The sequence below is a fragment of the Acinetobacter corruptisaponis genome (assembly GCF_030053775.1).
GTDB lineage: Bacteria > Pseudomonadota > Gammaproteobacteria > Pseudomonadales > Moraxellaceae > Acinetobacter > Acinetobacter corruptisaponis.
The window spans coordinates 1,156,572-1,180,135 of sequence record NZ_CP125669.1 but is presented as its reverse complement, the minus strand read 5'-3'; the positions used below and the strand labels follow the sequence as shown (position 1 = coordinate 1,180,135).

The 23,564-nt window shown below is 41.1% G+C and carries 24 protein-coding genes, 1 pseudogene and 1 CRISPR repeat array; of the genes and pseudogenes, 15 read left to right on the top strand and 10 right to left on the bottom strand.

Annotated features, from left to right (window positions below; translation table 11 throughout):
- Positions 1 to 4: 4 nt before the first annotated feature.
- The gene (locus tag QLH32_RS06035; protein WP_283268648.1) at positions 5 to 394 is read right to left on the bottom strand and encodes a DUF3144 domain-containing protein; all 390 of its coding nucleotides are present in this window, start codon (positions 392 to 394) and stop codon (positions 5 to 7) included.
- Positions 395 to 500: 106 nt separating this feature from the next.
- Here QLH32_RS06035 and QLH32_RS06030 point away from each other — a divergent pair, with 106 nt between their 5' ends.
- A complete protein-coding gene (locus tag QLH32_RS06030; protein ID WP_283268646.1) occupies positions 501 to 1,133 on the top strand; it encodes a hypothetical protein in 633 nt (210 codons plus the stop codon).
- Between the two features lie 295 nt (positions 1,134 to 1,428).
- Here the strand turns inward: QLH32_RS06030 and QLH32_RS06025 are convergent, their stop codons facing one another.
- Positions 1,429 to 2,877, bottom strand: a complete 1,449-nt coding sequence (locus QLH32_RS06025) for a CYTH and CHAD domain-containing protein (protein ID WP_283268645.1) — start codon at positions 2,875 to 2,877, stop codon at positions 1,429 to 1,431.
- A gap of 176 nt (positions 2,878 to 3,053) precedes the next feature.
- Between QLH32_RS06025 and QLH32_RS06020 the strand changes: the two genes are divergently transcribed.
- Positions 3,054 to 3,425 (top strand): Mpo1-like protein, encoded by a 372-nt coding sequence (locus tag QLH32_RS06020; protein WP_283268644.1) that lies wholly within the window; start codon positions 3,054 to 3,056, stop codon positions 3,423 to 3,425.
- 109 nt (positions 3,426 to 3,534) lie between these two features.
- A pseudogene (cas1f, locus tag QLH32_RS06015) lies at positions 3,535 to 3,876 on the top strand (type I-F CRISPR-associated endonuclease Cas1f); the annotation flags it as partial.
- Positions 3,877 to 4,130: 254 nt separating this feature from the next.
- Here cas1f and QLH32_RS06010 read toward each other — a convergent pair.
- Genes QLH32_RS06010 through QLH32_RS06000 form a run of 3 tightly spaced genes read right to left on the bottom strand, consistent with a single transcriptional unit; the run spans position 4,131 to position 7,602 of the window.
- Positions 4,131 to 5,453, bottom strand: a complete 1,323-nt coding sequence (locus QLH32_RS06010; protein WP_283268643.1) for a hypothetical protein — start codon at positions 5,451 to 5,453, stop codon at positions 4,131 to 4,133.
- 14 nt (positions 5,454 to 5,467) lie between these two features.
- Positions 5,468 to 6,031 (bottom strand): gp53-like domain-containing protein, encoded by a 564-nt coding sequence (locus QLH32_RS06005; protein ID WP_283268642.1) that lies wholly within the window; start codon positions 6,029 to 6,031, stop codon positions 5,468 to 5,470.
- Positions 6,031 to 7,602, bottom strand: coding sequence for a DUF935 domain-containing protein (locus QLH32_RS06000; protein WP_283268641.1), 1,572 nt, complete (start codon positions 7,600 to 7,602; stop codon positions 6,031 to 6,033). Before QLH32_RS06000 ends, QLH32_RS06005 begins: the two co-directional genes overlap by 1 nt.
- Positions 7,603 to 7,742: 140 nt before the next feature.
- On the opposite strand from QLH32_RS06000, the gene QLH32_RS05995 reads away from it, so the two are divergent.
- Entirely contained in the window at positions 7,743 to 8,453 is a 711-nt protein-coding gene (locus tag QLH32_RS05995) for a hypothetical protein (protein WP_283268640.1), read from the top strand.
- A 3-nt stretch (positions 8,454 to 8,456) separates the two neighbouring features.
- On the opposite strand, the gene QLH32_RS05990 is transcribed toward QLH32_RS05995, so the two are convergent.
- From QLH32_RS05990 to QLH32_RS05980, 3 genes are read right to left on the bottom strand one after another with little or no spacing between them, the layout of a single operon-like run.
- Complete coding sequence (locus QLH32_RS05990; RefSeq protein ID WP_283268639.1) at positions 8,457 to 8,852, bottom strand: hypothetical protein; 396 nt, start codon at positions 8,850 to 8,852, stop codon at positions 8,457 to 8,459.
- A complete protein-coding gene (locus QLH32_RS05985) occupies positions 8,852 to 9,874 on the bottom strand; it encodes a hypothetical protein (protein ID WP_283268638.1) in 1,023 nt (340 codons plus the stop codon). Before QLH32_RS05985 ends, QLH32_RS05990 begins: the two co-directional genes overlap by 1 nt.
- Positions 9,874 to 10,146: a helix-turn-helix domain-containing protein gene (locus QLH32_RS05980; RefSeq protein WP_283268637.1), complete on the bottom strand. Its 273-nt coding sequence runs from the start codon at positions 10,144 to 10,146 to the stop codon at positions 9,874 to 9,876. The genes QLH32_RS05985 and QLH32_RS05980 overlap by 1 nt, the downstream gene beginning before the upstream one ends.
- A 223-nt stretch (positions 10,147 to 10,369) precedes the next feature.
- Between QLH32_RS05980 and QLH32_RS05975 the strand changes: the two genes are divergently transcribed.
- From QLH32_RS05975 to rapA, 9 genes are all read left to right on the top strand, one after another.
- Complete coding sequence (locus QLH32_RS05975) at positions 10,370 to 11,020, top strand: hypothetical protein (protein WP_283268636.1); 651 nt, start codon at positions 10,370 to 10,372, stop codon at positions 11,018 to 11,020.
- Between the two features lies 1 nt (position 11,021).
- Positions 11,022 to 11,219, top strand: a complete 198-nt coding sequence (locus tag QLH32_RS05970; protein WP_283268635.1) for an ATP-binding protein — start codon at positions 11,022 to 11,024, stop codon at positions 11,217 to 11,219.
- A gap of 249 nt (positions 11,220 to 11,468) precedes the next feature.
- Positions 11,469 to 11,972: direct repeats of the CRISPR family, unit length 24 nt; unit sequence GTTCATGACGGCATACGTCATTTA.
- Between the two features lie 173 nt (positions 11,973 to 12,145).
- Positions 12,146 to 13,018: a hypothetical protein gene (locus tag QLH32_RS05965; RefSeq protein ID WP_004681346.1), complete on the top strand. Its 873-nt coding sequence runs from the start codon at positions 12,146 to 12,148 to the stop codon at positions 13,016 to 13,018.
- 182 nt (positions 13,019 to 13,200) lie between these two features.
- Complete coding sequence (gene thiE / locus QLH32_RS05960) at positions 13,201 to 13,812, top strand: thiamine phosphate synthase (RefSeq protein ID WP_283269294.1); 612 nt, start codon at positions 13,201 to 13,203, stop codon at positions 13,810 to 13,812.
- A gap of 83 nt (positions 13,813 to 13,895) precedes the next feature.
- Positions 13,896 to 15,191, top strand: a complete 1,296-nt coding sequence (gene hemL, locus QLH32_RS05955) for a glutamate-1-semialdehyde 2,1-aminomutase (protein WP_283268634.1) — start codon at positions 13,896 to 13,898, stop codon at positions 15,189 to 15,191.
- A 33-nt stretch (positions 15,192 to 15,224) separates the two neighbouring features.
- Entirely contained in the window at positions 15,225 to 15,527 is a 303-nt protein-coding gene (locus QLH32_RS05950; protein ID WP_283268633.1) for a BrnT family toxin, read from the top strand.
- Positions 15,511 to 15,723 carry a hypothetical protein gene (locus QLH32_RS05945; RefSeq protein ID WP_283268632.1) on the top strand — a complete coding sequence of 71 codons (213 nt, stop codon included), beginning with the start codon at positions 15,511 to 15,513 and terminating at the stop codon, positions 15,721 to 15,723. Before QLH32_RS05950 ends, QLH32_RS05945 begins: the two co-directional genes overlap by 17 nt.
- A gap of 251 nt (positions 15,724 to 15,974) precedes the next feature.
- Positions 15,975 to 16,619 (top strand): RluA family pseudouridine synthase, encoded by a 645-nt coding sequence (locus QLH32_RS05940; protein ID WP_283268631.1) that lies wholly within the window; start codon positions 15,975 to 15,977, stop codon positions 16,617 to 16,619.
- A gap of 145 nt (positions 16,620 to 16,764) precedes the next feature.
- Entirely contained in the window at positions 16,765 to 19,602 is a 2,838-nt protein-coding gene (gene rapA, locus QLH32_RS05935) for an RNA polymerase-associated protein RapA (protein WP_283268630.1), read from the top strand.
- Positions 19,603 to 19,665: 63 nt separating this feature from the next.
- Here rapA and dps read toward each other — a convergent pair whose 3' ends face one another.
- Positions 19,666 to 20,163, bottom strand: coding sequence for a DNA starvation/stationary phase protection protein Dps (gene dps, locus QLH32_RS05930; protein ID WP_283268629.1), 498 nt, complete (start codon positions 20,161 to 20,163; stop codon positions 19,666 to 19,668).
- A 219-nt stretch (positions 20,164 to 20,382) separates the two neighbouring features.
- On the bottom strand, positions 20,383 to 21,081 hold the full coding sequence (gene fabR / locus QLH32_RS05925) for an HTH-type transcriptional repressor FabR (RefSeq protein ID WP_004755822.1): 699 nt from the start codon (positions 21,079 to 21,081) through the stop codon (positions 20,383 to 20,385).
- A gap of 269 nt (positions 21,082 to 21,350) precedes the next feature.
- Here fabR and QLH32_RS05920 point away from each other — a divergent pair, with 269 nt between their 5' ends.
- Both QLH32_RS05920 and QLH32_RS05915 read left to right on the top strand, forming a co-directional pair.
- Positions 21,351 to 22,418, top strand: coding sequence for a ferredoxin reductase (locus QLH32_RS05920; RefSeq protein ID WP_283268628.1), 1,068 nt, complete (start codon positions 21,351 to 21,353; stop codon positions 22,416 to 22,418).
- Positions 22,419 to 22,432: 14 nt separating this feature from the next.
- The gene (locus QLH32_RS05915) at positions 22,433 to 23,527 is read left to right on the top strand and encodes a fatty acid desaturase family protein (RefSeq protein ID WP_283268627.1); all 1,095 of its coding nucleotides are present in this window, start codon (positions 22,433 to 22,435) and stop codon (positions 23,525 to 23,527) included.
- The last annotated feature ends 37 nt before the right edge of the window (positions 23,528 to 23,564 follow it).

The following is a 23,564-nucleotide window of genomic DNA, read 5'->3' as shown; positions in this document are numbered from 1 at the left end:
ACTATCAATGATCGTGATCATGTTTATGTGCATGAAAATCTTCATTTTTACGAAAACGTAGATAATTCTCAAACTGTTCACAATATTCGTCAAAGTTGTCTTCAAGCATCATCTGGAACTGTTGCAGTAAATAAGACATCACTTGTTCTTTGGCATCACGCATTTCATTGCCATCTTTAAAATTGTTAGCTGCCACCCATGTGTTAAAACGTGCCGTACCAAATAACATGGCTGCACTGACTTGCCCTCGTAACTCGGCTGGATCAGTTTTTTGTCCTTTTGGCGGGCGGCAAAATTCATTGGCCTGTTTGATAAATTCATCAGCACGCTCAAAAAATACCGCATTTAAAGCTTCTTCTTCCGTCACATCGGTAGCGTTAATTTTTTGAGACATGATCATTTCCAGCGACAAATTAAGACACACTATTATAGACAAAGCCTTGCTGAAACTAAACCTTTGGCTTAATCTAAAATAGCCTAAGCAAGTTAGAATAACCAAAATGTCAGATGCAATTGCGATCCAGAGCTTAAAAACAGATATTGCCTTACTGCGTCAACACATCCATCCACCACAAAATTTACAGCATGTGGAGGGTTTGCCGATTTATTATGGCCTGAAACATGAAGTGGATGAATACTATCGACAGTGGCAACCCCTGATAGAAAGGGCACAACAGCTTTGTCAGCCTTTTATGGAAGATGAGGTAGTGGATGCCATTCATTTACCCAGTCATTTAAATTTGCCATTATTTTTCTTTCATGTTGATCGTATCCGCATCAATAAAACCCGCGCTAAAGAATCTAAAACCTTTCGGGGGGTAGCCGCACTGGTTGAAAAATGTGGACAGTTTGATACCGACCAGATTTTTGCCATGCAGGAATGGCTGGAAAGTGATGATACTGCGGCTTTGGTGGCACATCGAGAATTTATTGATTTACGGACCTATGTGTTTCAGCATGGGCAGAGTGAATATACTCGAACACGATTTTATATGAATGGCATGATTTTAAGTGTTGAGCCAGATTTTCAATTGGTGGATGCACGGGATAAACCTCGTAAACAGCGTAATGATAGTTATAGTGATCCGATTGCAGATAATGGTGTTTGGAAAATTTTTGGGAAATATCGGTAAATATTACTAAACTTTATATCTGAGTTCGATAAGAAATATGATCTGCTCATTAATAAATGAAATTGTATTTTCGTTCAGGTTGGCACTACCGCAAAAATTATGAGGAATCAAATGCTTCTTGTATAGGTAATGCCTTACTTTTGACTGGGCAAAAGTAACAAAACCCTTTTGTTGAGCTGATGGCACATCCTTGATACCACAGCTCAACGGCGGCATCCATGCCGCCTAACACGATAGTAAATGTTGGCTATAAATTAAAATATGGTAGGATGTTTTTCAAATATAAGAGAAACATTTACCCCCAAAAAATATCTTTATGAGAAAGCACCTGTAGCTTTTTATTTGCTTTTTTGGCCACATGAGGCTGCTGTGCTTTGACCCAACCTAATGCAAACAAAAATTGAGCTTGTTCCGAAACTTGTTGCTGGAAAATCTGCTCAGCCACGAACAGGTCATTATAAAAACCTAAATATTCCTGAATCGGTTGCAACTTATCCAGAAACTGCTGCACCTGCTTTTCAGGATAAAGCCCAGCAGTAAAGTCAATGCAGTAACGCAGTTGCTTAACTCGCTTACGGGTACGATGTTGCTGTTCTATGGAAAGTTCAGGGAATTGGGCGGCATCTTTTAAAATCTTGTGATAGAGCTTGCTTAAGCTTTTAGCGACCTGTTTGGACAATTTGGTCTTTGCTTCATTTTCACTGTAAATAAAGCTAAGGAGAGATAAAAATAATTGTGTGGTTTGAGTATTGCTTAAACGTGTGGCAATTTCAGGATCGCTACTGGAGCTTAATGCAAAATCAAAATCACAGACTTCCTTGATCAATGGAATGACGGAATCCTGAATGGCATCATGATCACGTGATTGACCCAATGCCCTAAAAATATCAGCTAACTCACTTTCCCAAGCAGGATTGATATGTTGTGACCAATTGGAAAAATGTTTTAATGCTGAACGTAAACGACGCAAACCCACCCGTGCCTGATGAATATGATCTGCCTCAGCCACGCCACCAGCAATGGCAGCCGCATTGGGTAGAATATGGTTTAAGCCATTTTCAATCACCAATTTCAGTGCCTGTTCAGCCGATAGATTCGGATCTAATTTAAGTGATTTTGCTTTGGTGGCAGGAGAGGATTTTTTCTCCATAGCCAATAAATTGCCACGTTCTGCCTTACTACGCACATCCAGCCATAATTGATATTTTCCTACCCATGTTTGAGCAAATTCAATTAAATCCTGAGCTGAACCCTGTTTAAGTTCAAACTCAACTTCACAGATTTTCGCCTGATCTTTGCCTGTAAGAATTTCACCATCATCCAGACACACTTCAATCTGTGAATGGTTAAACTCAAATACGTGATAAGTACGCTGCACATCGGTCTGGAATTGTAATTGTAAATTAGCAGGTGCATCACCCAGAATGTCTTGCAACACACTCTGAACAGTCTGGTTATGCTGATAAAGCGACAAATCCAGTTCAGGTTCCTTTTCACATTTGCCTAAGACGATGTCTTCTTCAATCCGTTGTAAATGATTTTTACTGGCTGCCTTGAAAGTTTGTACCCAGCCATCTCCCTCCTGACGCAAGCGTATTGCAACATGGTTTTTTGCAAGTAGACGTTCAGGCGTATCGTAATATTTTGCCTGTAAATGAATTTTTTGCGCCTTAAGCTTATTTAATGTTTGTAAGGCACTTTTTTTCTTGGATTCAGGAAGTTGAAATTTAAGCTCGATTTCCATGACTTGATGGCTCCTGACCATTTCAAATAATAAATTGAAATGAGTATAGCCTGTTGATCCTGAAAATGATCGTTAAAGTTTTTTTAAGTGGGGAAACGTGGGTGAACAATGGCTTTATTTTAGCTAAGAAATGCAGTAACGTGTGATGAATCTTGCACGATTAGGACGATCATCAAATGAATGCACCAGCAAATATCACTCAGCCAGTGGAATTCGTATTACCCATTAAAAACTATAATGAATTTTATCGCTTTTATTTAACTGAACACCGCAATATCAATAGCCGTCGTTTACATGCAGTTGGTAGCTCTCTAGGTATTTATTTCTGGAGTAAAGCCATTCGCCAACGTAAGGCAAAATACTTGGCTTATGGTTTGGTGTCTGGTTATGCCTGTGCGTGGGTGGGGCACTTCTTTCATGAACATAATAAGCCAGCCAGTTTTAAACAACCATTTTACAGCTTTATCTCTGACTGGAGAATGTTGTCTGATATCGTACGTGGTCGCTTGAGTTTAATTGACCGTAAATTTGATAAAATTGAGTCTTAATCTTAAAAATAGTTATTAAAACGACATCAGGTGTCGCCTAGCTGCTTCGGCAGCTTTTTTATTACGAACTGTTCAAGTAGTATAAGAAAAAACAAGAGAAATCAAAAGAATGGAACAACTTAACCCCTCTGACTTAAAAGCAATTCTTCATTCTAAACGGGCCAATCTGTACTACCTTGAACATTGCCGAGTTATGCAAAAAGATGGGCGAGTGCTATATCTCACCGAAGCCAAAAATGAAAATCAATACTGGAATATCCCGATTGCCAATACCACCGTGATTTTATTGGGTACAGGCACATCTATTACCCAAGCGGCAATGCGCATGCTGTGTAGTGCAGGCGTATTGGTTGGTTTTTGTGGCGGTGGCGGAACGCCTTTATTTTCAGGCAGTGAAGTGGAATGGCTGACCCCACAAAGTGAATACCGCCCAACGGAGTACATGCAAGGCTGTTCATGGCGACATACGCCATTTAGAAATATGATGTAGTAAATGAAATTACAAGAATTAAGTTCATGGTGTAAGTTTTCGCGCAATTTTGCACTAATTTATTTTTAATTTTGCACCATAAATTTATATTTTAATTCGCACTAACACTATGATTTTATTGCGTTAGAATTTTGAATATACATAAAATTGTGATATAATAAGCGTACCCATATTCTTTTAAAGGCTAGATTTCTCTAGCCTTAATCATATTCAAATTACTGTTTGTGAAGAATCAAACCAGTATGTTGATTATAGAACCGAACAAAGTCACCAGTACGCAAAACTTTATTGAATAATTCACCATCTGTTATTAAATGATAATAAACGCCATCCTGAACATCAGGCGGCAAATGATATTCAATATACTCATAAGCCTTGCCTAGATCGAAAGTAAATTCACTCAACCCAAGCTGGGCATAGTCTATATTTTGAAAGTACGGTTTAATTTCACCTGTATGCTGGTAAGTGCCTAGCAAGACATTCTTATTGTAGACTTCCAGCTTATTGCCATCTGCAAGCCTAAAAGTGAATTTCTCTGACATTTGTGCATTTTCAATAACTTTTGAAAATATAGGAGTACCAGTAAAGCTTGGGCTGATTGAAATCGCAGGCTGTCCATACATATACATGAGTGCGACATAAAATTCTGCGGAATTGCTATTAGATACATCTTCAAGCGTAAGTACGCCTGTTGGTTCCTCAATTAGATTTGCAAAAAGTAATGTAGGCTTGGTTTCATCAATCGTAAATGACATTTCTCCCTTAGCTGCTTTGAAGTAGCAAGAAAGATGACTTTCCAATTTTACGTTCTGACTGCTAACTGATCCAATCCGAATAAACTGATCAGCAGACATTTCAGATTCTGCATTTTGTACTTTTTGAATTTTTAACTTAACAGAAGCTGGATCATCACCAATTGCCCAAGCATTATGATAATTTTCACGAACACTATCATTAATCTTCAAAAATTGAATACTGTTGTTTTTAATACGAATATGTAAAGAAGTAATAGGCATTGAATCATAGTACAGTTCATATGTCTGCCCACCAATGCCTACTTCATATTGAAGTATGCAGTTGCCTCCCGTTTCAAAATATCTGAATGTATACCGTACCAGATCGCCAGAATCTATAAATGAAAACTCAGATAAATACTGATCACCGAAAGTAATCAGATAGTCCTGTTCTGTCAGTGCATCTATTGTGCCTGTACAGTATTCCATCGGGTTTTGTGTAGCATCGGGGAAGAACGTAGCATCATCACCCAATAACATGCGCTCAGTATCATTTAAAACATACTGCTCATACTCAAAAACAATCGGTGGTGGTTCAATTGACTTGACGATACCAATGCTATTTGTACCATCTATGTACTGGTCAACATCAGGCGTTAATTGCATTAAAGATGGAATTTTGTCTGCATAGGCTTCTAGGTCTAAATCTTCTACTCTAAAATCAGAACCACCGCCACCAGTGCCCAAAGCATTTAATTTACTGACGACTTGACCTGTGGCAAAGTCACGTTGAGAGAAAGTCATATTAATATCCTTTTTTAATGTCCAATTGCAAACCAATCAAAACTTAATGTCCCCACCGATGTGTGCATCTGGAAACCAGTTGCATCAGATGAGTCATACCCGTGTGTTGAACTTCCTTGATTGTCAGTAATCTGAAGATTCAAAAGTTGAGTTGGAAATGGAATCGGGAATGTCACATCCAAACCATTTGATCCTTCCGCCTTTCCCCATTGCAAAATAAAACCATTTGGCAGTTGCGTATAGCCATTGATAGAATAGGAATATGCGCCATTAAAAAATGATTCGCCAACGGTCAAAGTTCCTGTAATCGCTCCACCAGATTTATCTAATTTTTGAGTAGCTAGTGCAGCCGCTTCATTTAGCCCTTTCTTTTGGGCATCAACCAAAGATTGTTTAATATCACCCAACAAGTCGATCCGCGCTAGATTGGCAACTGTAAAGGCTTGGTTATGGGCCGCGTCTCGAATGTCATACCAGTTCTTTGTTGGGACAAGCTGCTTATCTTCCAGATAACGAATCGCTACTTCAGGCGGCTGACCAAAGAAGCCGTGTAGGGTTTTTGAGTCAGGCGCTGGCATTAACGCAACTCCGACTGAGCCGAAATTGCGCCCCAAGCTTCAGCGGCAAACAGCAAACTAGCAAGCATGTCCTGCATCTGGTCTGCTGACTTGTCTGGACTGATATTTGCAATAATGCCCAGCGCATCATCAATCGTGGTTGCTGCTTCCAACTGCTTCAGTACAAACTGAATCATGGCCTGCGCCTGGGCATTGAGCTGGCCCGCGTCTAGCTGGCGTATTGCTTCATCCAGTGCAACCTGATCCTGAAATAGTTCTGTTTGAAGTTGCTGTGACAATGCCGCAAGCCTAAAGCCAGTGAACCGTTGATTATTGGCTGCAATGCTCTGTTGGGTTGTACGCGCTAAAACTGCGGTGTTTTTGTCAGGTATTGGAATACCTAATTTTTCCTGCGCCCAAGCAACGGGAATCTGTAAACCCACATCAACCAGAGGGGGCAAAGATTTACTGAAAGTCGCAATGTCTTCAATGTCATTGGTATCAAACTTAAATTTTGGATAACGGTCTTTCGTGATGTGTGGACGGTTCAGGCGCATTAAATAATCAATTAACGAATCATTGAATGAACGTGCCAATTGCTTTGCATCTGATTTCGTTATTGTTTTAAAACCATGCTCATGGGTTTTAGACTGCGCATGGGTACTTGTCTTGCCATCTGCCTGGCTTAATAACGTGCCGCCCACGATAATCTTGGATTCGGTTTGGTCACAGTATTTAATAAAGCCCATGTGGTTGTCAGTATCACCGCTGGCCGCGTTCTGAAAATCAATTTTCATACCTTGCGGGATGATGCCGCCTGCATCACGGCCAATACTTAAAACGGCTTTTAACAACGTCCATTTTTCTTCTTTGGTTGCTCCTGCTGGATAAGAACCCACACGGATCGGCAGCCCGTAAACCTCTAAAAATTGCAGAATGTCCTTTACGCCATAATTTTTAAATAAGTATGGGTAGCATAAAACACGGTGTAAACCCGACCTTGAAATATAACCAGACTTGGCTTTATGAAAATGGTTCAGCCAGCCATAATCCCAGAACTCAGCACCGTCAACGCTATTATCATTCCAGCGCAATTCACCAGGTTGATTTAAAGGTGTTTTAAATTCCCGCGCTAAACGGTGTTCAAACGATGCAGGCAGTATTAAGTTACCGACCCGTTGCCACTCGATTGTCTGACAACTGTACCCGTGACCAATTGCATCCAGGGCATCAAAGATAACCGTCTCTAAATCTTCGATGTCATCAATCCATTCCTGTACTTCAGCAGCAAGCTTTTTTTCTTCTGTCGATGCGTTCTTTGGTGGAATGACTGACCACTCAAGGCACTTAACGGCTTGTTTACGTTTATCCAGTTCACTATAGAGATGACCGTCCCGTTCTTCCATGTCTGCACCAAGATCAGCCTGTGCAGTCAGGTCGCCAGATTCTGCGGCAATTAAAAGCTGCGCCAAACGTTTGGGCGTTAAACCAAGCGCGGGGTGTTCCTGTTGGTTGATCCAGCCAATGTCTGCGGTCTGGGGGGCATCCAGCGCAGCCCGATTGTCCTTGCCTTTTTTGTCTTTCTTAGCCATAAAAAATGCCAATATCAGTATTGGCATTATTTTTGAGGGTTGTGATTTTATTGTTTAGATGGAACGACTTCCTATCATTTAAATCAGATTTTTTATTTTTGTCGCAATATAATGCTCCCTTTTTAAGGGGGTAATAGATTATGGAATTTTATAATGTATTTCTTTTTAGTACTGAAAAGCATTGTAATGTTTTGAGTTGGCTTTGTTTTTTTGATCCGTATTTAAAATATGTTCCTCTTTTAACTTTATCACTTGGAAGCATAGCGTTTTATTTAGCAGTAAAGACGTACTGGCGAAAAAAGTCTGTAAGTGTTAGAGCTTACTTTACAATCAAAGAAGATGGTACACAAACACATAAGGCTTCCATAGATACTTACACAATTGAAAATGACAAAGATAAATCTATAGTCATTTTTTCAGTCCATTTAAAACTAGGATTTGATACTTATCTCTTATTAGAAGACTTTCAAAAGAGTGATGGGGCACAATTAATTCTTAAAGCTTATGAGGCACATCATAAAAAAATAAATCCAGTCTACTGGTATATGCTTGGTGAACAAAAAGTAAGCTTAGCAAGAATTTTAAACGATCCTAATGTTAAAAAAGAAATTGTTTTGTCTACTTCTCATGGTAAGCATATCGCAAAAACAAATATAAAGAAGTGGTCACCACCACTCAAAAATGCCACTTACAATTACATTACAACCAAAGAGTTTAAAGGGTTACAAGGTTTGGCAGCTCAAACAAATGAGCCTTATCTTGTATTAAGTGGTAAGGAGGTTTCAAAGTATCGAATTATTTTTTACTGGCGCTGGTTACGAAAGGGGATTAAATTATTTCCTCAAAAATAATTATTAGTGAAATGCGTTAGATTGTTCCAGCAATCTAACGTCACCCCGTTTATAAAATTCTGTTTCTTTGCTGAGCAATACTTCATTCCACTGGGCCGCCATTGCATCGGCAATACCTGGATAAGTTTCACTGCGTACTGCCCAGCGATCCTCTGACGGTGGCAGATTGTTTTGTCCACTGTCGGTTTGATTGGCCCAACGCATGGCCCACTTTCCATCACTAAAAACCACTCTAGGGTAAACAGGTTTTGTTGGTTCAAGTGGGGGCAATCCCTCAAGCCACAAACAGGTGGCTTTGCTGGCATCGTCACCAAACCAGTTTGGCTGAATGATCTGGTCAGGTGGCCTGATGAGCTTGCTTAAACATCCGACAGGGTTAGCTGATACTGCAAATATCACTAAATACCGTTAGAAACAGCACTCATCCGAATCGCATCTAACACCGTCCAGCTACTTTCGGACAATGAAATCGACCAACCCACCATTTTCCGTGTTGCCACATCAATGATTGCGGTAATTTCAGGCTTGAACGGCCTGCCGTGCATTGGGTGGGCGACTTCCGCATCAAAACAGTGACCGTCGGCTGTGTAGACATCGGCTGGCAACAGGACTGAACTATCACGACGAATAAACGCTTTGATATTTTTCAGCTCACGTGGCCCCATACGACCTTTTTCACGTTCAACCGCACCAAGCTTCTTGATGAAATTCCACGCCTGTGTATAGCTTGGCTGCTTACCGCTGTAATAATTTGGCAATAGCTCAAGACAGGCTGCCAACGTTGGCTTTTGTGGTTTTGCCCAGAGTTGAAGTAAAGCTTCAGCCCAAGCAGGAATATCCTTTTTGGCACGCTCTTTAGGTGCAAGCACGCTGATAACATTCATGTTCTTTTGCTCTGCAACCTCGGTTGTACTCACCCAGTCAAACACGGTGCGACGACTGACCATTCGTTCTTCACCAGACTTGGCATTGGCTTTCAAAACAGCTTGTTGCAGTTCTGGTGGCAGGCTACGGCTGGTCGCATCAGCAATAAATTGCTCAATGGCGCGTGTGATCCGCACACCCTGAATCACTTGCTGCTGCAAAAAACGCACGATAAACAGGCGGTTTTCTGCTATCTCACGCTGCCAGTGGGTTAATTGGTTCGCTGGTTGAGTTACATCAGTCTCAGGTTTGACTGTTACAACATCGGTATTCTCATTAGTATTCAAATTTAAATGATTTTGAATACTAACTGCCAAGTCGAAAGGGATAAGGTACTTTTTAGTCGTACCATTACGGCCAATTGACTTTTCTTCCCGAAATTGCCATTGTTCTTTCTTTGCCCGATATTCAAGACCTTGCCGATTGTTCGGATATTTAGGGTTTTGAATAATTGATTGCAATTCAACTAATTCCTGAATACTATAAAATTGGTTCATCAACGAGCTTCCATACGCTTGATTACTCGTGGATAGATGCGCTTGCCGTCCTTAGTCCAACGCTCAGGAAAAAGCACATACACTGGTTGATCTAAAAAGCCAGCAATAATCAACTCCGCACTTTTACAGGGTTTATCCAAAGCAGTGCGTAAAGTGGTTTCTGACATGGCATGATCACGAGCTAGAGCAGCTAATGTTTTACCTTTGCGGTAGATAGCAGCCTTAATTGCATATCTATCCCAATGTTCTTGTGGGTTTTGCATACTTCCCATACTGAACTTCCTGCCTTTTAGGCATTTTTTTAACCCGTTAGAATCGTTATTTAACGAATCTAACAACATATTAATATGCAAAAGTATTCAATTCAATAGTTTTGCATATTAAAAAGTATTCAAAATGATTGTTATTTTACAATTTATTGATTATTAACAACTTATTTTGTATGCAAAAGTATTAAATTTTTTGCATACAGTTTTTGCATTTAGGATGAGTGATATGCAAAAAACTAAAGACCAGAAAGCTGCTGAATTTTGGGAACGTATGGATTTCTTGATAGGGGACGAACGTCCATATTCCTGGGCTGAAAGTAAGGGGATTAAGAAGTCTGCATTTCAGTCAGCTAGAAACAGACAAAGCAAACCTTTAGCAAAGACTGTTGAATTATGGGCACAACAGATAGGTTGCTCGTATGAATGGCTAGACAAAGGAATAGGAGAGCCATTTAAGGATGTTGTTCCTGTGGCACAGCAACAGGATAAAGAGACGCAAACAGAGTCAGGTATTGTTGAAGAAGAGGGCCTGCGAATAACAACATCAATAGATAGAGATAAGCTACAGCAAGCATTTGAGACCACAGCCCAGGCATTGAAAGATCGTCATAAAATTATGAGACCAAAGCCTATGGCTGAATTTATTGTCATGCTTTATGAGGCTTTGATTGATAAAGAGACGCAACCTTTTGATTCACATCTATTAAATGCCGCAATTTATTTAGTGGAAAATGAACTGGAAATTCAACGTCGCACCATGTCGCCTGAGAAAAAAACACTATTGATTATAGCTATTTACACACTGTATAGTGATGATGCTTCTAATATGGAAGCAATACAACTTTCCGTTAAAAGTCTAGTAAGGAGTGCTGCTTAATATGCCCGATACCAATATCGTTAATTTCTTCAATAAAAATATAGAGGAACATAACCAACAACGTACATCTTTAAAAGTTGAACTACATGGGTGTAAAATAGAACTGGACGTTTATGGCAATGACTATAAAGGTGTCCAAGACGTTCTTGAAAAATGCTTAAAAACTGCTTCATTAACATTTAACTCAAGTGCAAAATAAAATCCAAAAAAATCGGCTTCACTCGAAATAACCCAAATTCAGTGCAAAAAAAAGGGCAAAGCCTTGATCCAGCTTTGCCCACTTCAAAAAATCCTCAAACCTTTACGCTATAATGCTTTCATCCCAGCCCATCCCACTTGTTCCCATCTCATCCCGCCAGACTTCTAGTGCAAAACAAGACAGTAACTCACACATGGCGACATACGCCATTTAGAAATTGTCTATAGCTGTGGTGATCTTCAAGCCCTCGTTCATGGCGACATACGTCATTTAGAAACAATTGGCAGAACGTTTAGCAAAATGGCTGGAGTTCATGACGGCATACGTCATTTAGAAGACAAAGAATGTGGGTATTAATTTTTATCACATGTTCATGACAGCATACGTCATTTAGAAGCCTGCATCTTTGGGTACAGAAGCCATTAAATTGTTCATGACGGCATACGTCATTTAGAAGAAAAGTATTCGGCCCAGTTGACATTGTAACTTGTTCATGACGGCATACGTCATTTAGAAAGTTCGGATTCTTGGCAAGGTTCTGTAAGTGACGTTCATGACGGCATACGTCATTTAGAAAGAATAAATCAGGCTGTATCTTCTTTTCTAATTGTTCATGACGGCATACGTCATTTAGAAAATGTCTCCATAAAGTTGATGCGCCAGCCAATGGTTCATGACGGCATACGTCATTTAGAAAAGGAAATGACCCTTTTGCCGCAGCGGGAGGTAGTTCATGACGGCATACGTCATTTAATAATTGGGTTTGAATTATTGCCAAAATCAAATTAGGTTAAGGATATCCATCTAGGATAATCCATAATTTTATCTAAATATTAAAAAAAGATCCTGTCTACTCCTCATTTGAGGAATAGACACAACAGTGCTTTTCTCTAACACTAATCATATTGTGAAGTGAGGAGAATATCATGAAATATAAAATGGCAGCTGCTGCGGTCTTGGGTACTTTATTATTGGGAGGTTGTGGTGGTTCAGATGATGTGATTGATAATATAAAGCAAGAAATTGATGATAAAAATAAACCAACTGAAACAACTACCGCCAATTGGGGCCTTGAAAAGACGGTCAATACAATTACACACTCTGCTTTAAGTACCTTTGTTAATTTTGGTTTTGTTGATGCATTGGTCTATGGTGCTGATGAGGCTGTAGAGGGTACGCCTTGTTCTCAAGGAAACTATGTAAAAACAAGTGATAAAATTACCTTTAATAATTGTAGGGGGTTATTTGATGATGATACTGCGGTTTCAGGTGTCATTAACCTTTCAACAAATCAATACCAATATGTAGACTTTAAAATCAGTTATGATGATGGAGAAAGCAGTTTAGTAAATGGTGCACTTAAAGTAACCAGCACGGCAAATGATACAAGCGGTACCATTGAAACCAACAACTTGAAAGTGGTTTCAACAGAAATTGACGATAATAAAAAATCAAGGACAGTGGAATATAATCTCAGCGCATTTAAAACCAGCTTCCAGGAGGAAGGAAGCAATGGGGCATATTCTTTAAGTTCTGAGGGTATATTTAAGGTTAAAGGCAGTGAGATTGGAGATTATTCAGCTAAATTCAATACCATCAATCCTTTTAGATATAAATCTAACGATGAAGACTCAGATGCCTACGATGGTCAGTTGAAAGTGGTTGATACAACCAATGACAAAAACTATTCAATCTTAATCGCAAATAATGATGCCAAAACTTTGATGTATCAAGCATCTAGTGATGGAAAACAAGTGATTAACAAGACCATTACTTGGGATGAAGTTTACGATTATTAATTTTATTTATCCCGTAATCTCATTATATAGTCATAACACTTTTAGCCGCATCTCCAGTGCGGCTTTTTTATAAATACTGGAATTTATAAGATTGGTATTCATAATAAAGGTAAATATGTAGGGATGGCCGATGATATTTTCATGATCTATACTTGTTCGATAAAACTGATGAGTCTTTTCTTATGCACGGTCTCTACCTGATTACCAATGATGATCCAATCCAATTATTACTAGAAAAACTACAGCTTGCATTGGCAACAGGACATATTGTCATTTTGCAGTATCGTCGTAAAAAAATCGCAAAAGCCGATCAGCCGCTTGAAGTGGAGCAGATTAAGATCCTGTGTGAAAAATATCAGGTTCCATTTGTGATTAATGATGATTTATCGCTGGCAGAACAATTTGGTCTAGGTGTTCATCTTGGACAATCAGATGGTGAAATCACCGATGCAATTCAACGTCTGCCTCAAGGTGTGATTATTGGCCGTACCTGCCTCAACTCATTGGAACTGGCTGAAAAAGCGATTGCCGAGGGTGCGAGCTATGTTGCTTTTGGAGCTATATATGTAACCTCAACCAAGCCAGAAGCGGGGAATGTTGGGATTGAAGTTATTCAACAGGCAAGACAAAAATTTGATGTACCGATTTGTGCCATTGGTGGCCTGACCGTTGAGAATTCCCAGATGGTGATTGATGCTGGGGCAAGCCTTTGTGCGGTGATTAGTGATATATTAGGACGGACAACAGCTGAAATTCCTGTCCGTGTAAATGCATGGGCAAAATTATTTGCATAATTTCTTTTATTCGTTTTACGGGAGCTGAGATGGTCTTCAGAACTTCATCGTTCCCCATGTTTTCGATTTAGGTTGAGCATTTTATGAGTTTATCTCCAAAGCAAGAACAGCTATTTAAACAGGCAAATAAACATATTCCAGGTGGGGTCAATTCACCTGTACGTGCATTTAACGGTGTTGGCGGTACGCCCGTCTTTATTGAAAAGGCGAAAGGTGCATACCTGTGGGATGTCGATGGCAAGCGTTATGTAGACTATGTCGGTTCATGGGGGCCGATGATTTTGGGTCATGCCCATCCTGATATTATCCAGGCGGTACAAACTGCGGCTGAGGATGGCTTAAGCTTTGGTGCACCAACGGTACATGAGACCACTTTGGCAGACATCATTTGCGAGATTATGCCAGCGATTGAATTAGTGCGTATGACCAGTTCAGGAACTGAAGCGACCATGACTGCGATTCGTCTGGCGCGTGGTTATACAGGTCGTGACAAGATTGTAAAATTTGAAGGTTGCTATCATGGCCATTCAGATTCGTTATTGGTCAAGGCAGGTTCAGGCTTATTGACCTTGGGCGAGGGTGAGCCGACTTCCAAAGGCGTGCCTGCCGATTTTGCCAAGCATACCTTAACGCTGCCGTATAACAATATTGAAGCTTTGAAAGAATGTTTTGCCAAGTTTGGTCATGAGATTGCTGGGGTAATTATTGAACCAGTAGCAGGCAACATGAATCTGGTCACACCAATTGACGGCTTTTTACAGGCCATTCGTGATGTCTGTGATGAATACAAATCCGTATTTATTATTGATGAAGTCATGACAGGTTTCCGTGTTGCTCTAGGTGGGGCACACACCCTGTATAATGTGAAGCCTGATCTGGTGACACTCGGTAAGATTATTGGTGCGGGTCTGCCTGTGGGCGCATTTGGTGGTAAACGCGAAATCATGGAGTGTATCGCACCTTTGGGTGGCGTCTATCAAGCGGGCACATTGTCAGGTAATCCATTGGCAATGCGTGCGGGGATTGCCATGTTCAAGCATTTACGTGAGCCAAACTTCTATACAGGACTGGCTGCACAGTTAGAAAAATTGCTTGCAGGATTACAGACTGCGGCAGATGAGGCAGGCATCCCATTCAAAACCCAGCAGGTGGGTGGTATGTTCGGCCTTTATTTTACTGATCAAGATGATATTACCAGTTTTGACTCCATGTTGGCCTGTGATGTTGAAGCATTTAAAAAATTCTTCCACGGTATGTTAAAGCGTGGTGTGTACCTTGCACCATCAGCTTTTGAGGCAGGTTTTATTTCTTCTGTCCATTCGGATCAGGATATTGCTGATACCATTCAGGCAGCGAAAGAAACGTTTGCAGAGCTGTAAGTGGTAAGCTAGAAAATACATCAAGGAGCTGTCATGCCAATCATTGAATTTAGAGGGTTGATTTTTGAGTGGCATGACACAAAATTTGAACTGGACTATAATAAAAGAGAGATTACACTTGAAGAAGCTGCGAGTGTATTTTTTGATGATTACATGATCACAAACGAAGATGTAGATGATTATGGTGAACAACGTTTTATCACTGTTGGAATGAGTAATAAATTTAGGATTTTGACGATTGTTTGGGTACAACGTGATGATGCTGCGAGAATTATTACCGCTTTTAAATCGTCACTTCATCAAAAGAGGAGTTACAACGATGCAAAAAGATATTGAATACTATAAAAATTTTAAAGTTACTAAAGAAAAAAGTGTTGAGCCTGCTTTTATTAAAAAGTTACGTGAACAAAAGCAGCAGGTTGCTTATAGTTCATTTGATATGGATGTTCTGACTTGGTTAAATGAACAAGATAAGGATACAAAAAAGCATCTCAATGAGGTTATACGCCATTTTATGGCAATAAAGGCTTAACTTTGCTTTAGCCATTATTTATTCTTGATTGTAAAGTGGTCAATATTTGTTTTTATTGATTATTTTTTTAGTGAAATGTGTTTGGATTATTTAGTGTCAATAATCTAAAGACATAATAAGTAGTAAATTGAAAATCATGTTAATGCGATAATGATAAAAAAATAAGCAATTTAGGTAAAATGTGATTGTAATTTTCTGGTAAGCTTTTTATGATTGCCCGCTTGTTTTCATCCAGTCGTTGGAAGGCTACCTTGAGTGATTTTCTAAGTGAACATTTGATTCATCGTGATGAAGATTTTATGGTCATCCATAAACCTGCAGGGTTGCTGACGGTGCCAGGGAAAACACCTGATTTACAAGATTGCTTGATCAATCGTTTATTAAAACTAGAACCAAAGACTTTACTCATTCATCGTTTAGACCGTGATACTTCGGGCATACTGGTATTTGGCCTTTCCAAATTTGGACAAAGCGCCATTTCCCGTCAATTTCAGGATCGTCAAACCGCAAAAATCTATCAGGCATTGGTTGCGGGCCATTTAGAGGGACAGGGCACAGTGGATATCCCTGTAATCTATGATCCAAGCCGCCCACCATTGCATATTGTGGATAAGTCCCATCACAAACCAGCATTAACAGAATGGCAGGCCATTGAACATTTCGACATTCAGGGACAAATGGTAACGCGGGTTAAACTCATCCCGATTACAGGGCGTTCCCATCAGCTTCGTGTGCATATGCAATATTTAGGTCATCCAATTCTTGGTGACACCTTATATGCCACGCCAGAACAGCAACAGCTTTATGACCGTTTGTGTTTACATGCAACGCAGTTAAGCTTTACTCACCCTAAGACAGGTGCACAGCTCAGTTTTGACTGTCCTGTACCGTTTTAGTTGCTAAAACTTTTTAAGAAATCATGATGTGATGCACGCTATTTGATGGCGCTTTGTGTCAAAATACATGGTTGAAAACTACATAAAATACCTTAAACCCTATCAGGGCTACGGAATACAATATGTAGGCTAACTTGAGATAAAGGTGGAAAAATTGCAGCAGTTTGCTATTGGTCAACGTTGGTTATCAGATACAGAAACAGAACTCGGTTTAGGCGTTCTTATTGATGTAGATGAACGTTCTATCAGCATTTTATTCCCCAAAAGTGATGAAACGCGTGTCTATGCACGCAACAATGCGCCTTTATCCCGTATCATCTTCAATGTGAATGATGAAGTTCAGGATCAGGAAGGCATCAAGTGGATTGTTGAATCCATCGAAGACCGTCATGGCGTGCTCCGTTACGATGTGGTTCGCACTTTGACAAATGGCGAACAGGAACGCAAGGCACTGAATGAAACCCGTATTGGTGCGCAAATCCAGCTATCAAAACCTTTAGAGCGCCTGTTGGCCAGTCAGGTTGATTATAAGGAATGGTATGACCTGCGTATTGAGGCCATGTTGTTGCAGGCTCAAATGCACACCAGCCCATTACGTGGTTTGCTCGGCGCACGTGTTGGCCTGATTCCACACCAACTTTATATCGCACATGAGGTGGGCAAGCGCTTTGCACCCCGTGTTCTTCTTGCGGATGAGGTTGGGCTTGGTAAAACCATTGAAGCGGGCCTGATTATCCACCAGCAACTAAAAACAGGACGTTCGGAACGTATCCTGATTTTGGTACCTGATTCATTGCAGTATCAATGGATGATTGAAATGCGTCGCCGTTTCAATCTGCAATTCTCCCTGTTTGACCTAACTCGTACCGCTTCGATTAAAGAGCATGATCCTGACTTGAATCCATTCCTGACTGAGCAATGCATTATTGCCAGTGTCGATTTGATGATTGACCATGAAGACCTGCGTGAACAGGCTTTGGAAGCAGGTTTTGACTTGCTAGTGGTTGATGAAGCCCATCATTTGATGTGGAGTGAGGAAGAGGGCGGCAATGACCGTTATGATCTGGTTGAAGAACTGGCAGAACAAACGGCGGGTGTGTTGCTCCTGACTGCAACCCCTGAACAGTTGGGTGTGGAAAGCCATTTTGCCCGTTTACGCCTGCTTGATCCGCAACGTTTTAGCAGCCTTGATCGTTTCCTTGATGAGGAAGAGCAATATCAACGAACAGCAAAAGTGGCTGAAGTGTTGATGTCTGATGAGGCACTGACTGAAGAGCATTTAGCTGCACTTGAGGGCTTATTGGGTCATCGGATTGATGATCAGCCTGAACAGCGGATGCGTGCCATTCATGAATTGTTGGATCGTCATGGTACAGGTCGTATCCTGTTCCGTAACACCCGTGAGGCGATTCAGGGCTTCCCTGGCCGTGATTGCCAGCCAGCACCACTACCAGCCCCAGAAGACTGGTCATTTGATGGCAAAATGCGTGAGCAGATGTGGCCAGAAGAGGGGCAGCTTGATGGCGCATGGATGGAAAATGATCCACGTGTGCCTTGGTTGATGGAAGTGCTGCGTAAAGAATTAAAACACAAAAAAGTGTTGTTGATCGCGCGTAGTGGGCCTGTGGTGGAGGCATTGGAAAATGTTCTACGGTTACATGCGGGCATTCGTACTGCGATGTTCCATGAGGGCATGAGCCTGCTTGAACGTGATCAGGCGGCGGCATATTTTGCTGAGGACAGCTATGGTGCGCAGATTCTTCTGTGTTCTGAAATTGGTTCAGAGGGGCGTAATTTCCAGTTTGCTAGTGACCTGATATTGTTTGACCTGCCTGCAAATCCTGATGTGCTGGAACAACGTATTGGCCGTCTGGACCGTATTGGTCAGGAAAACCGTATCCAGATTCATGTGCCATATTTGATCGGTACAGCGCAGGAGCGTATGTTCCGCTGGTATAACGAGGCACTGAATATTTTCAGTAATATTTCTCCAACAGCACAAACGCTGCAAGAGAACTTTATTGTTAAACTGAAAGACTGTCTATTGGCAGATCAAGGGCAAACCTTTGAAGACTTGCTTGAAGAAGTCAATGTACAGCGTCAGGCTCTGGAAGCTGAACTACACGCAGGTCGTGACCGTTTGCTTGAGTACAATTCTTGTCGTCCAGTTGTGGCGCAGGGCATTGTGCAGGCGCTTGAGGATTATGATGACAACACCACTTTACCAATGTTCGTAAAGCGTTTTATGTCATCAACCAATATTGACTTTGATGAGCAAAGCAATGGTACGGTCATCATCAAGCCAACCGACCAGATGCAGGTGCAGGGTTTAACTCTGGACGAAGAGGGCATGACTGCAACGTTCTATCGTGATCAGGCACAAATCCGTGAAGATGCACAATATCTGACACTGGAGCATCCATTTATTGAAAGTGTCATGGAAATGATCCGTACACAGTCATTTGGCAGTACCAATGTGGCTTTGCTGAAATCGAATGCATTAAAGCAAGGTTCGGTGTTACTGGAAGTGTGGTTTAAGGTTGATGTGGTTGCGCCGAAGGCATTGAACTTGCCATCAAGCCTGCCAAAACAGTTGATTCGTGTGTTGCTGAGTGAAAATGGTCAGGATTTGTCTGCCAAGATTGATCCAAGCATTTTACGTCCATATTTGCATCATCTGGATGGTAATAGCTGTCGCCAAGTGGTGAAAGCCCGTCGTGATGTGATTGAAACCCGCTATGCGCAAGCTTTGGAGATTGCCAAAACCTCATTGCCTGAATTAATTGAGCAAGCGAAAGGACATTATGGTCACAAGTGGCAATATGAAATTGACCGTTTAACTTATCTCAAGCAATTTAATCCAAGCATCCGTCAGGATGAAATTGAGCGTTTACAGAAATTCCAACAGGAAGGCTTGGGTTTACTGGATAGTCTTTCTGTTACCCCAGAAGCGATTCAGGTGTTGGTGGTGGTCAAACCTTAAATCATCACCATGCAATAAAAAACGAGGATCATTTGACCCTCGTTTTTTATTGCTGAACAGAAATTACTTTTGTTCAATATTGGCTTCAAGGAACCATAAATATTGATCCAGATCTTCCAAGGCAGCATGGATAATATCTTCAGAAATTGGGTCCTGAATCTCATCAATCGTGTCACGTAAATGATTTGCCACCACGCCATAACGATCGGCAAGTTCTTTCAAATGATCCTGTACCGCATGAATTTCCACAGGATACGGTTTTAAATGTGATGTTTGCGATACCGTTTGGGTCGTTCCCAGTGCCGTACCGCCAATTTGTACAGCACGTTCAGCCACATTGTCCAGATGGGTGATCAATGAGGTGCGGAACATATCCAGCATTTCATGTACGGCAATAAAGTTGCTACCGCGCATATTCCAGTGCGCCTGCTTGGTGAGCAATGATAAATCAATAAGATTTGCAAGTATTTGATTTAATATTTTGACCGTTGCTTCTTTGATGGAATCATCTAAATTATTACGTGTATAAACTTTTAAAGCTTTCGCTGCTGAAGAATTCATAGTTACCTCATTCAATTTTAATAAGAATGAAAATGGATCAAAACCATTTATTTCGATAAATATTTTACGCCGCTAAATACGCCTGAATGTTTCGATTTTGGCTGCTTTTGTATCAGTTTGAATACTGTGCTGAATATAAAGAGGGGAATATGGGAAGAAATGTAAGTGGGTTGATTGGGTGTGGTACAAGTAAGGGCTGCACCACACGGAAACATAAAACTAGAGCGGTTCTTCTGTTAAGTGACGGGCACCTGTCAAGATCATACGGATCATGAGCATGGTTTGTTCTGCGACTTCAATCCGTTGTTCAGCAGACAGGTCAATCACTTTCGCACCCATGTTAAACACCAGTTGGGTGATGGCCTTGGCGGCAATATCCGCATGTGGCATGTGACTGTTATTGTTGATCTGTTCCAGGCGAATCAGGTCTTCGTGCAACTCTTGCTGGAAGAAGGAAAGCTGGCGGTCTACCGCCTCTTTATAGGAAGTTGAACCTGTATAGCTTTCACGTAACAACAAGCCCAAATAACCTTCATCTGCATCCAGAAGTTGAATAAAAACTTCGACTGAACTGCGGATAATACTATGTTGCAATACTGCCTGTAGGCGTGCTTCACGAATGATTTTACGCAGTACCAAGCCTGCCCGATCAATCAGGGCGATTGCGAGTTCATCAATGTCCCTAAAATGACGATAAAAACTATTGGGTGCAATGCCTGCCTCACGCGCGATTTCCCTTAAACTCAGGGAAGAGATGCTCTTTTGTGGGCCAATCAGGTTCAGGGTGGCTTGAAATAACTCTTCTTTGGTAATGGTGGCTTTTCGGCCAACCGAACGTACAGGAGATTTTATGGGAATAAGATCCTGTTCATCTGTTGCGGGTTTGGGACTGGGTGGTAAAACAGAAGAATGAACCATCATTTTCAAAACATAAATAAGCTGCTTGGGATTATAACGATTGTCGATGGGCTTGTGAAATGTAAATCAATCGGGGTTGCTTTCCACTGTGGGAAACAGGGAAAGCCCCATGTCCGCAAGACACTGACCTTGACTGCACGCCTTTCCTCTTATGGTAAACATTTTGTAAAAAATCCTGTTTACAATTCTTTTTGAATAAATATACAAGTGTATATACAAATAAATATACATATGTATAATAATTAAGAAAACAACTAGAGTAACTGCGCATGCAAGCAATCGAAAAGAGGGCTTCCCTGTTTAACTCAATGGCTCAAAGTGTCATGAACAGCCATGATGCCAATTTTTGGTTACAGAAAATCAACCCTTTATGGTCAATTAATCAGCCTCTTGCCAAAGTCGTAAAAAAACAAATTGTGGCAAAAGATATGGTGAGCCTTATTTTGCAATGTAACCGCCATGTGCAACGTGGTGTTGCAGGCCAGCATCATCCTGTGACGGTGGAAATTGCAGGTCGTCATTATGAAAGAACCTATAGCCTGATGCAGGTCGATGCAGACCATCTCTGCCTAACGGTGAAAAAAGTTGATCAAGGTCTGGTCAGTTCTTGGTTGGTTGATCAAAGTCAAACAGGTGATATTCTGCGTTTGGGACAGCCTTATGGTGAAATGCAGCAGCAGGTTCAAACACCAAAGCTATTGTTACTTGCAGCAGGTAGTGGCATTACGCCAATGCTGAGCTTGATTGAGGCTTTCTGTCAGTCCAGACAGCTTAAAGCCATATCTGTGCAATTGATGTACTGGGTGAGAACGCATGAAGATGTGGCTTATGCTGAGTACCTAAAAGAAGTCGCTGAAAACTTTTCGAATTTCACTTATCAGATTTTTTATACGCAGGAACAGGATCAACGCTTAAACCAGCCTCACGTTGATCAACTTAAATCTTTAAATGAAACCACAGTTTATGCCTGCGGCCCATCAGGTTTTGCAGCAACTGCGGAAACATTGTTTAAGCATGCCGCCTCAATCCAGACCGAGGCCTTTAGCCTAAGCCAGTTTGATATAGATTCAACTGATACGGGTTTTATCAATGTCACATTGACACAATCCAACAAGACCATTGCCATTCCAAAAGGTCAGTCGATTCTAAGCAGTCTGGAACATCAGGGGATCAAGCCGAAGCATGGTTGCCGTATGGGAATCTGTAATAAATGTGCCTGTAGCAAAGCACAAGGTTCGACCAAAAATCTATTGAATGGTTCAGCAAACCATGAGCCAAGCCAGTTACTCAAGATTTGCGTAAATTCAGCTCAATCTGATCTTGTGATTGATCTATAAGCGAGAATGACAATATGAATATGCCTGTAAAATATCAATTTTTTCAAAATCCTAAAAATCGTAATTTAACTGAAGCCGAACTGGCTGCTTTTGCCAGGGAACTGGATCAAATCAAGCAGGAGGTGCTGGACGATTTGGGCGAAAAAGATGCCAAATACATTCGCCGTGTTTATTCGTCAATCCGCTATAGTAGCTTTCTAGGTCGTGCCTTACTGTTTGCTGGATGGTTTCCGCCTGCATGGCTATTGGGAACAGGATTATTAGGCTTTGCCAAAATCATGGAAAATATGGAATTGGGCCATAATGTCATGCATGGGCAGTATGACTGGATGAATGACCCTAAATTTAACGGTCAAACCTATGAGTGGGATACGGTTGGCACATCGGATAACTGGCGACAAACCCATAACTATAAGCACCATACCTATACCAATGTTAAAGGCATGGATGATGATGTTGGTTATGGCGTATTTCGCCTGTTTCCTGAACAACGCTGGACCAGGTTTTCGGTCATACAACCGCTATACATTTTGCCATTTAGCCTATTGTTTCAATGGGGGGTCGCCATCCAGAATCTGGAGCTGGGCAAGGTGGTGTATAAGCGTAAAACGATGGCAGAGTTTAAGCAGGAGTGGAATCCTGTACAGAAGAAAATCGCCAAGCAACTGTTTAAGGATTATGTATTTTTCCCATTGATTGCAGGGCCATCAGCCATTCCTGTGTTTACAGGAAATCTTGTTGCCAATGGCATCCGTAATATCTGGACATTCAGCATTATTTTCTGTGGTCACTTTACCAAAGATGCAGAAGTATTCCCTAAAACAGTGCTGCAAGATGAAAGTCGTGGGCATTGGTACATGCGCCAGATTCGTGGTTCATCCAATTTAACGGGGTCCGAGGCATTCCATATTCTGACAGGGCATCTCAGCCATCAGATTGAGCATCATTTGTTCCCAGATATTCCTGCACGCCGTTATCGCCAAATTGCACCGAAAGTACAGGCCGTGTGTGAAAAGTATGGTCTAAACTACAATAATGCGAGTTTTGTAAAACAGTTTGGTGAAGTGGTCGGACGTATTTTTAAATATGCGCTGCCTTTTAAAAAGTAAGCTTTAAAGTAAGATAAAAGCCCTGAATAGATTGGAT

Coding starts and splice junctions, on each gene's coding strand:
- QLH32_RS06035 (WP_283268648.1), bottom strand. CDS start 394: ATGTCTCAAAAAATTAACGCTACCGATGTGACGGAAGAAGAAGCTTTA.
- QLH32_RS06030 (WP_283268646.1), top strand. CDS start 501: ATGTCAGATGCAATTGCGATCCAGAGCTTAAAAACAGATATTGCCTTA.
- QLH32_RS06025 (WP_283268645.1), bottom strand. CDS start 2,877: ATGGAAATCGAGCTTAAATTTCAACTTCCTGAATCCAAGAAAAAAAGT.
- QLH32_RS06020 (WP_283268644.1), top strand. CDS start 3,054: ATGAATGCACCAGCAAATATCACTCAGCCAGTGGAATTCGTATTACCC.
- QLH32_RS06010 (WP_283268643.1), bottom strand. CDS start 5,453: ATGACTTTCTCTCAACGTGACTTTGCCACAGGTCAAGTCGTCAGTAAA.
- QLH32_RS06005 (WP_283268642.1), bottom strand. CDS start 6,031: ATGCCAGCGCCTGACTCAAAAACCCTACACGGCTTCTTTGGTCAGCCG.
- QLH32_RS06000 (WP_283268641.1), bottom strand. CDS start 7,602: ATGGCTAAGAAAGACAAAAAAGGCAAGGACAATCGGGCTGCGCTGGAT.
- QLH32_RS05995 (WP_283268640.1), top strand. CDS start 7,743: ATGGAATTTTATAATGTATTTCTTTTTAGTACTGAAAAGCATTGTAAT.
- QLH32_RS05985 (WP_283268638.1), bottom strand. CDS start 9,874: ATGAACCAATTTTATAGTATTCAGGAATTAGTTGAATTGCAATCAATT.
- QLH32_RS05980 (WP_283268637.1), bottom strand. CDS start 10,146: ATGGGAAGTATGCAAAACCCACAAGAACATTGGGATAGATATGCAATT.
- QLH32_RS05975 (WP_283268636.1), top strand. CDS start 10,370: ATGCAAAAAACTAAAGACCAGAAAGCTGCTGAATTTTGGGAACGTATG.
- QLH32_RS05970 (WP_283268635.1), top strand. CDS start 11,022: ATGCCCGATACCAATATCGTTAATTTCTTCAATAAAAATATAGAGGAA.
- QLH32_RS05965 (WP_004681346.1), top strand. CDS start 12,146: ATGAAATATAAAATGGCAGCTGCTGCGGTCTTGGGTACTTTATTATTG.
- thiE (WP_283269294.1), top strand. CDS start 13,201: ATGCACGGTCTCTACCTGATTACCAATGATGATCCAATCCAATTATTA.
- hemL (WP_283268634.1), top strand. CDS start 13,896: ATGAGTTTATCTCCAAAGCAAGAACAGCTATTTAAACAGGCAAATAAA.
- QLH32_RS05950 (WP_283268633.1), top strand. CDS start 15,225: ATGCCAATCATTGAATTTAGAGGGTTGATTTTTGAGTGGCATGACACA.
- QLH32_RS05945 (WP_283268632.1), top strand. CDS start 15,511: ATGCAAAAAGATATTGAATACTATAAAAATTTTAAAGTTACTAAAGAA.
- dps (WP_283268629.1), bottom strand. CDS start 20,163: ATGAATTCTTCAGCAGCGAAAGCTTTAAAAGTTTATACACGTAATAAT.
- fabR (WP_004755822.1), bottom strand. CDS start 21,081: ATGGTTCATTCTTCTGTTTTACCACCCAGTCCCAAACCCGCAACAGAT.
- QLH32_RS05920 (WP_283268628.1), top strand. CDS start 21,351: ATGCAAGCAATCGAAAAGAGGGCTTCCCTGTTTAACTCAATGGCTCAA.
- QLH32_RS05915 (WP_283268627.1), top strand. CDS start 22,433: ATGAATATGCCTGTAAAATATCAATTTTTTCAAAATCCTAAAAATCGT.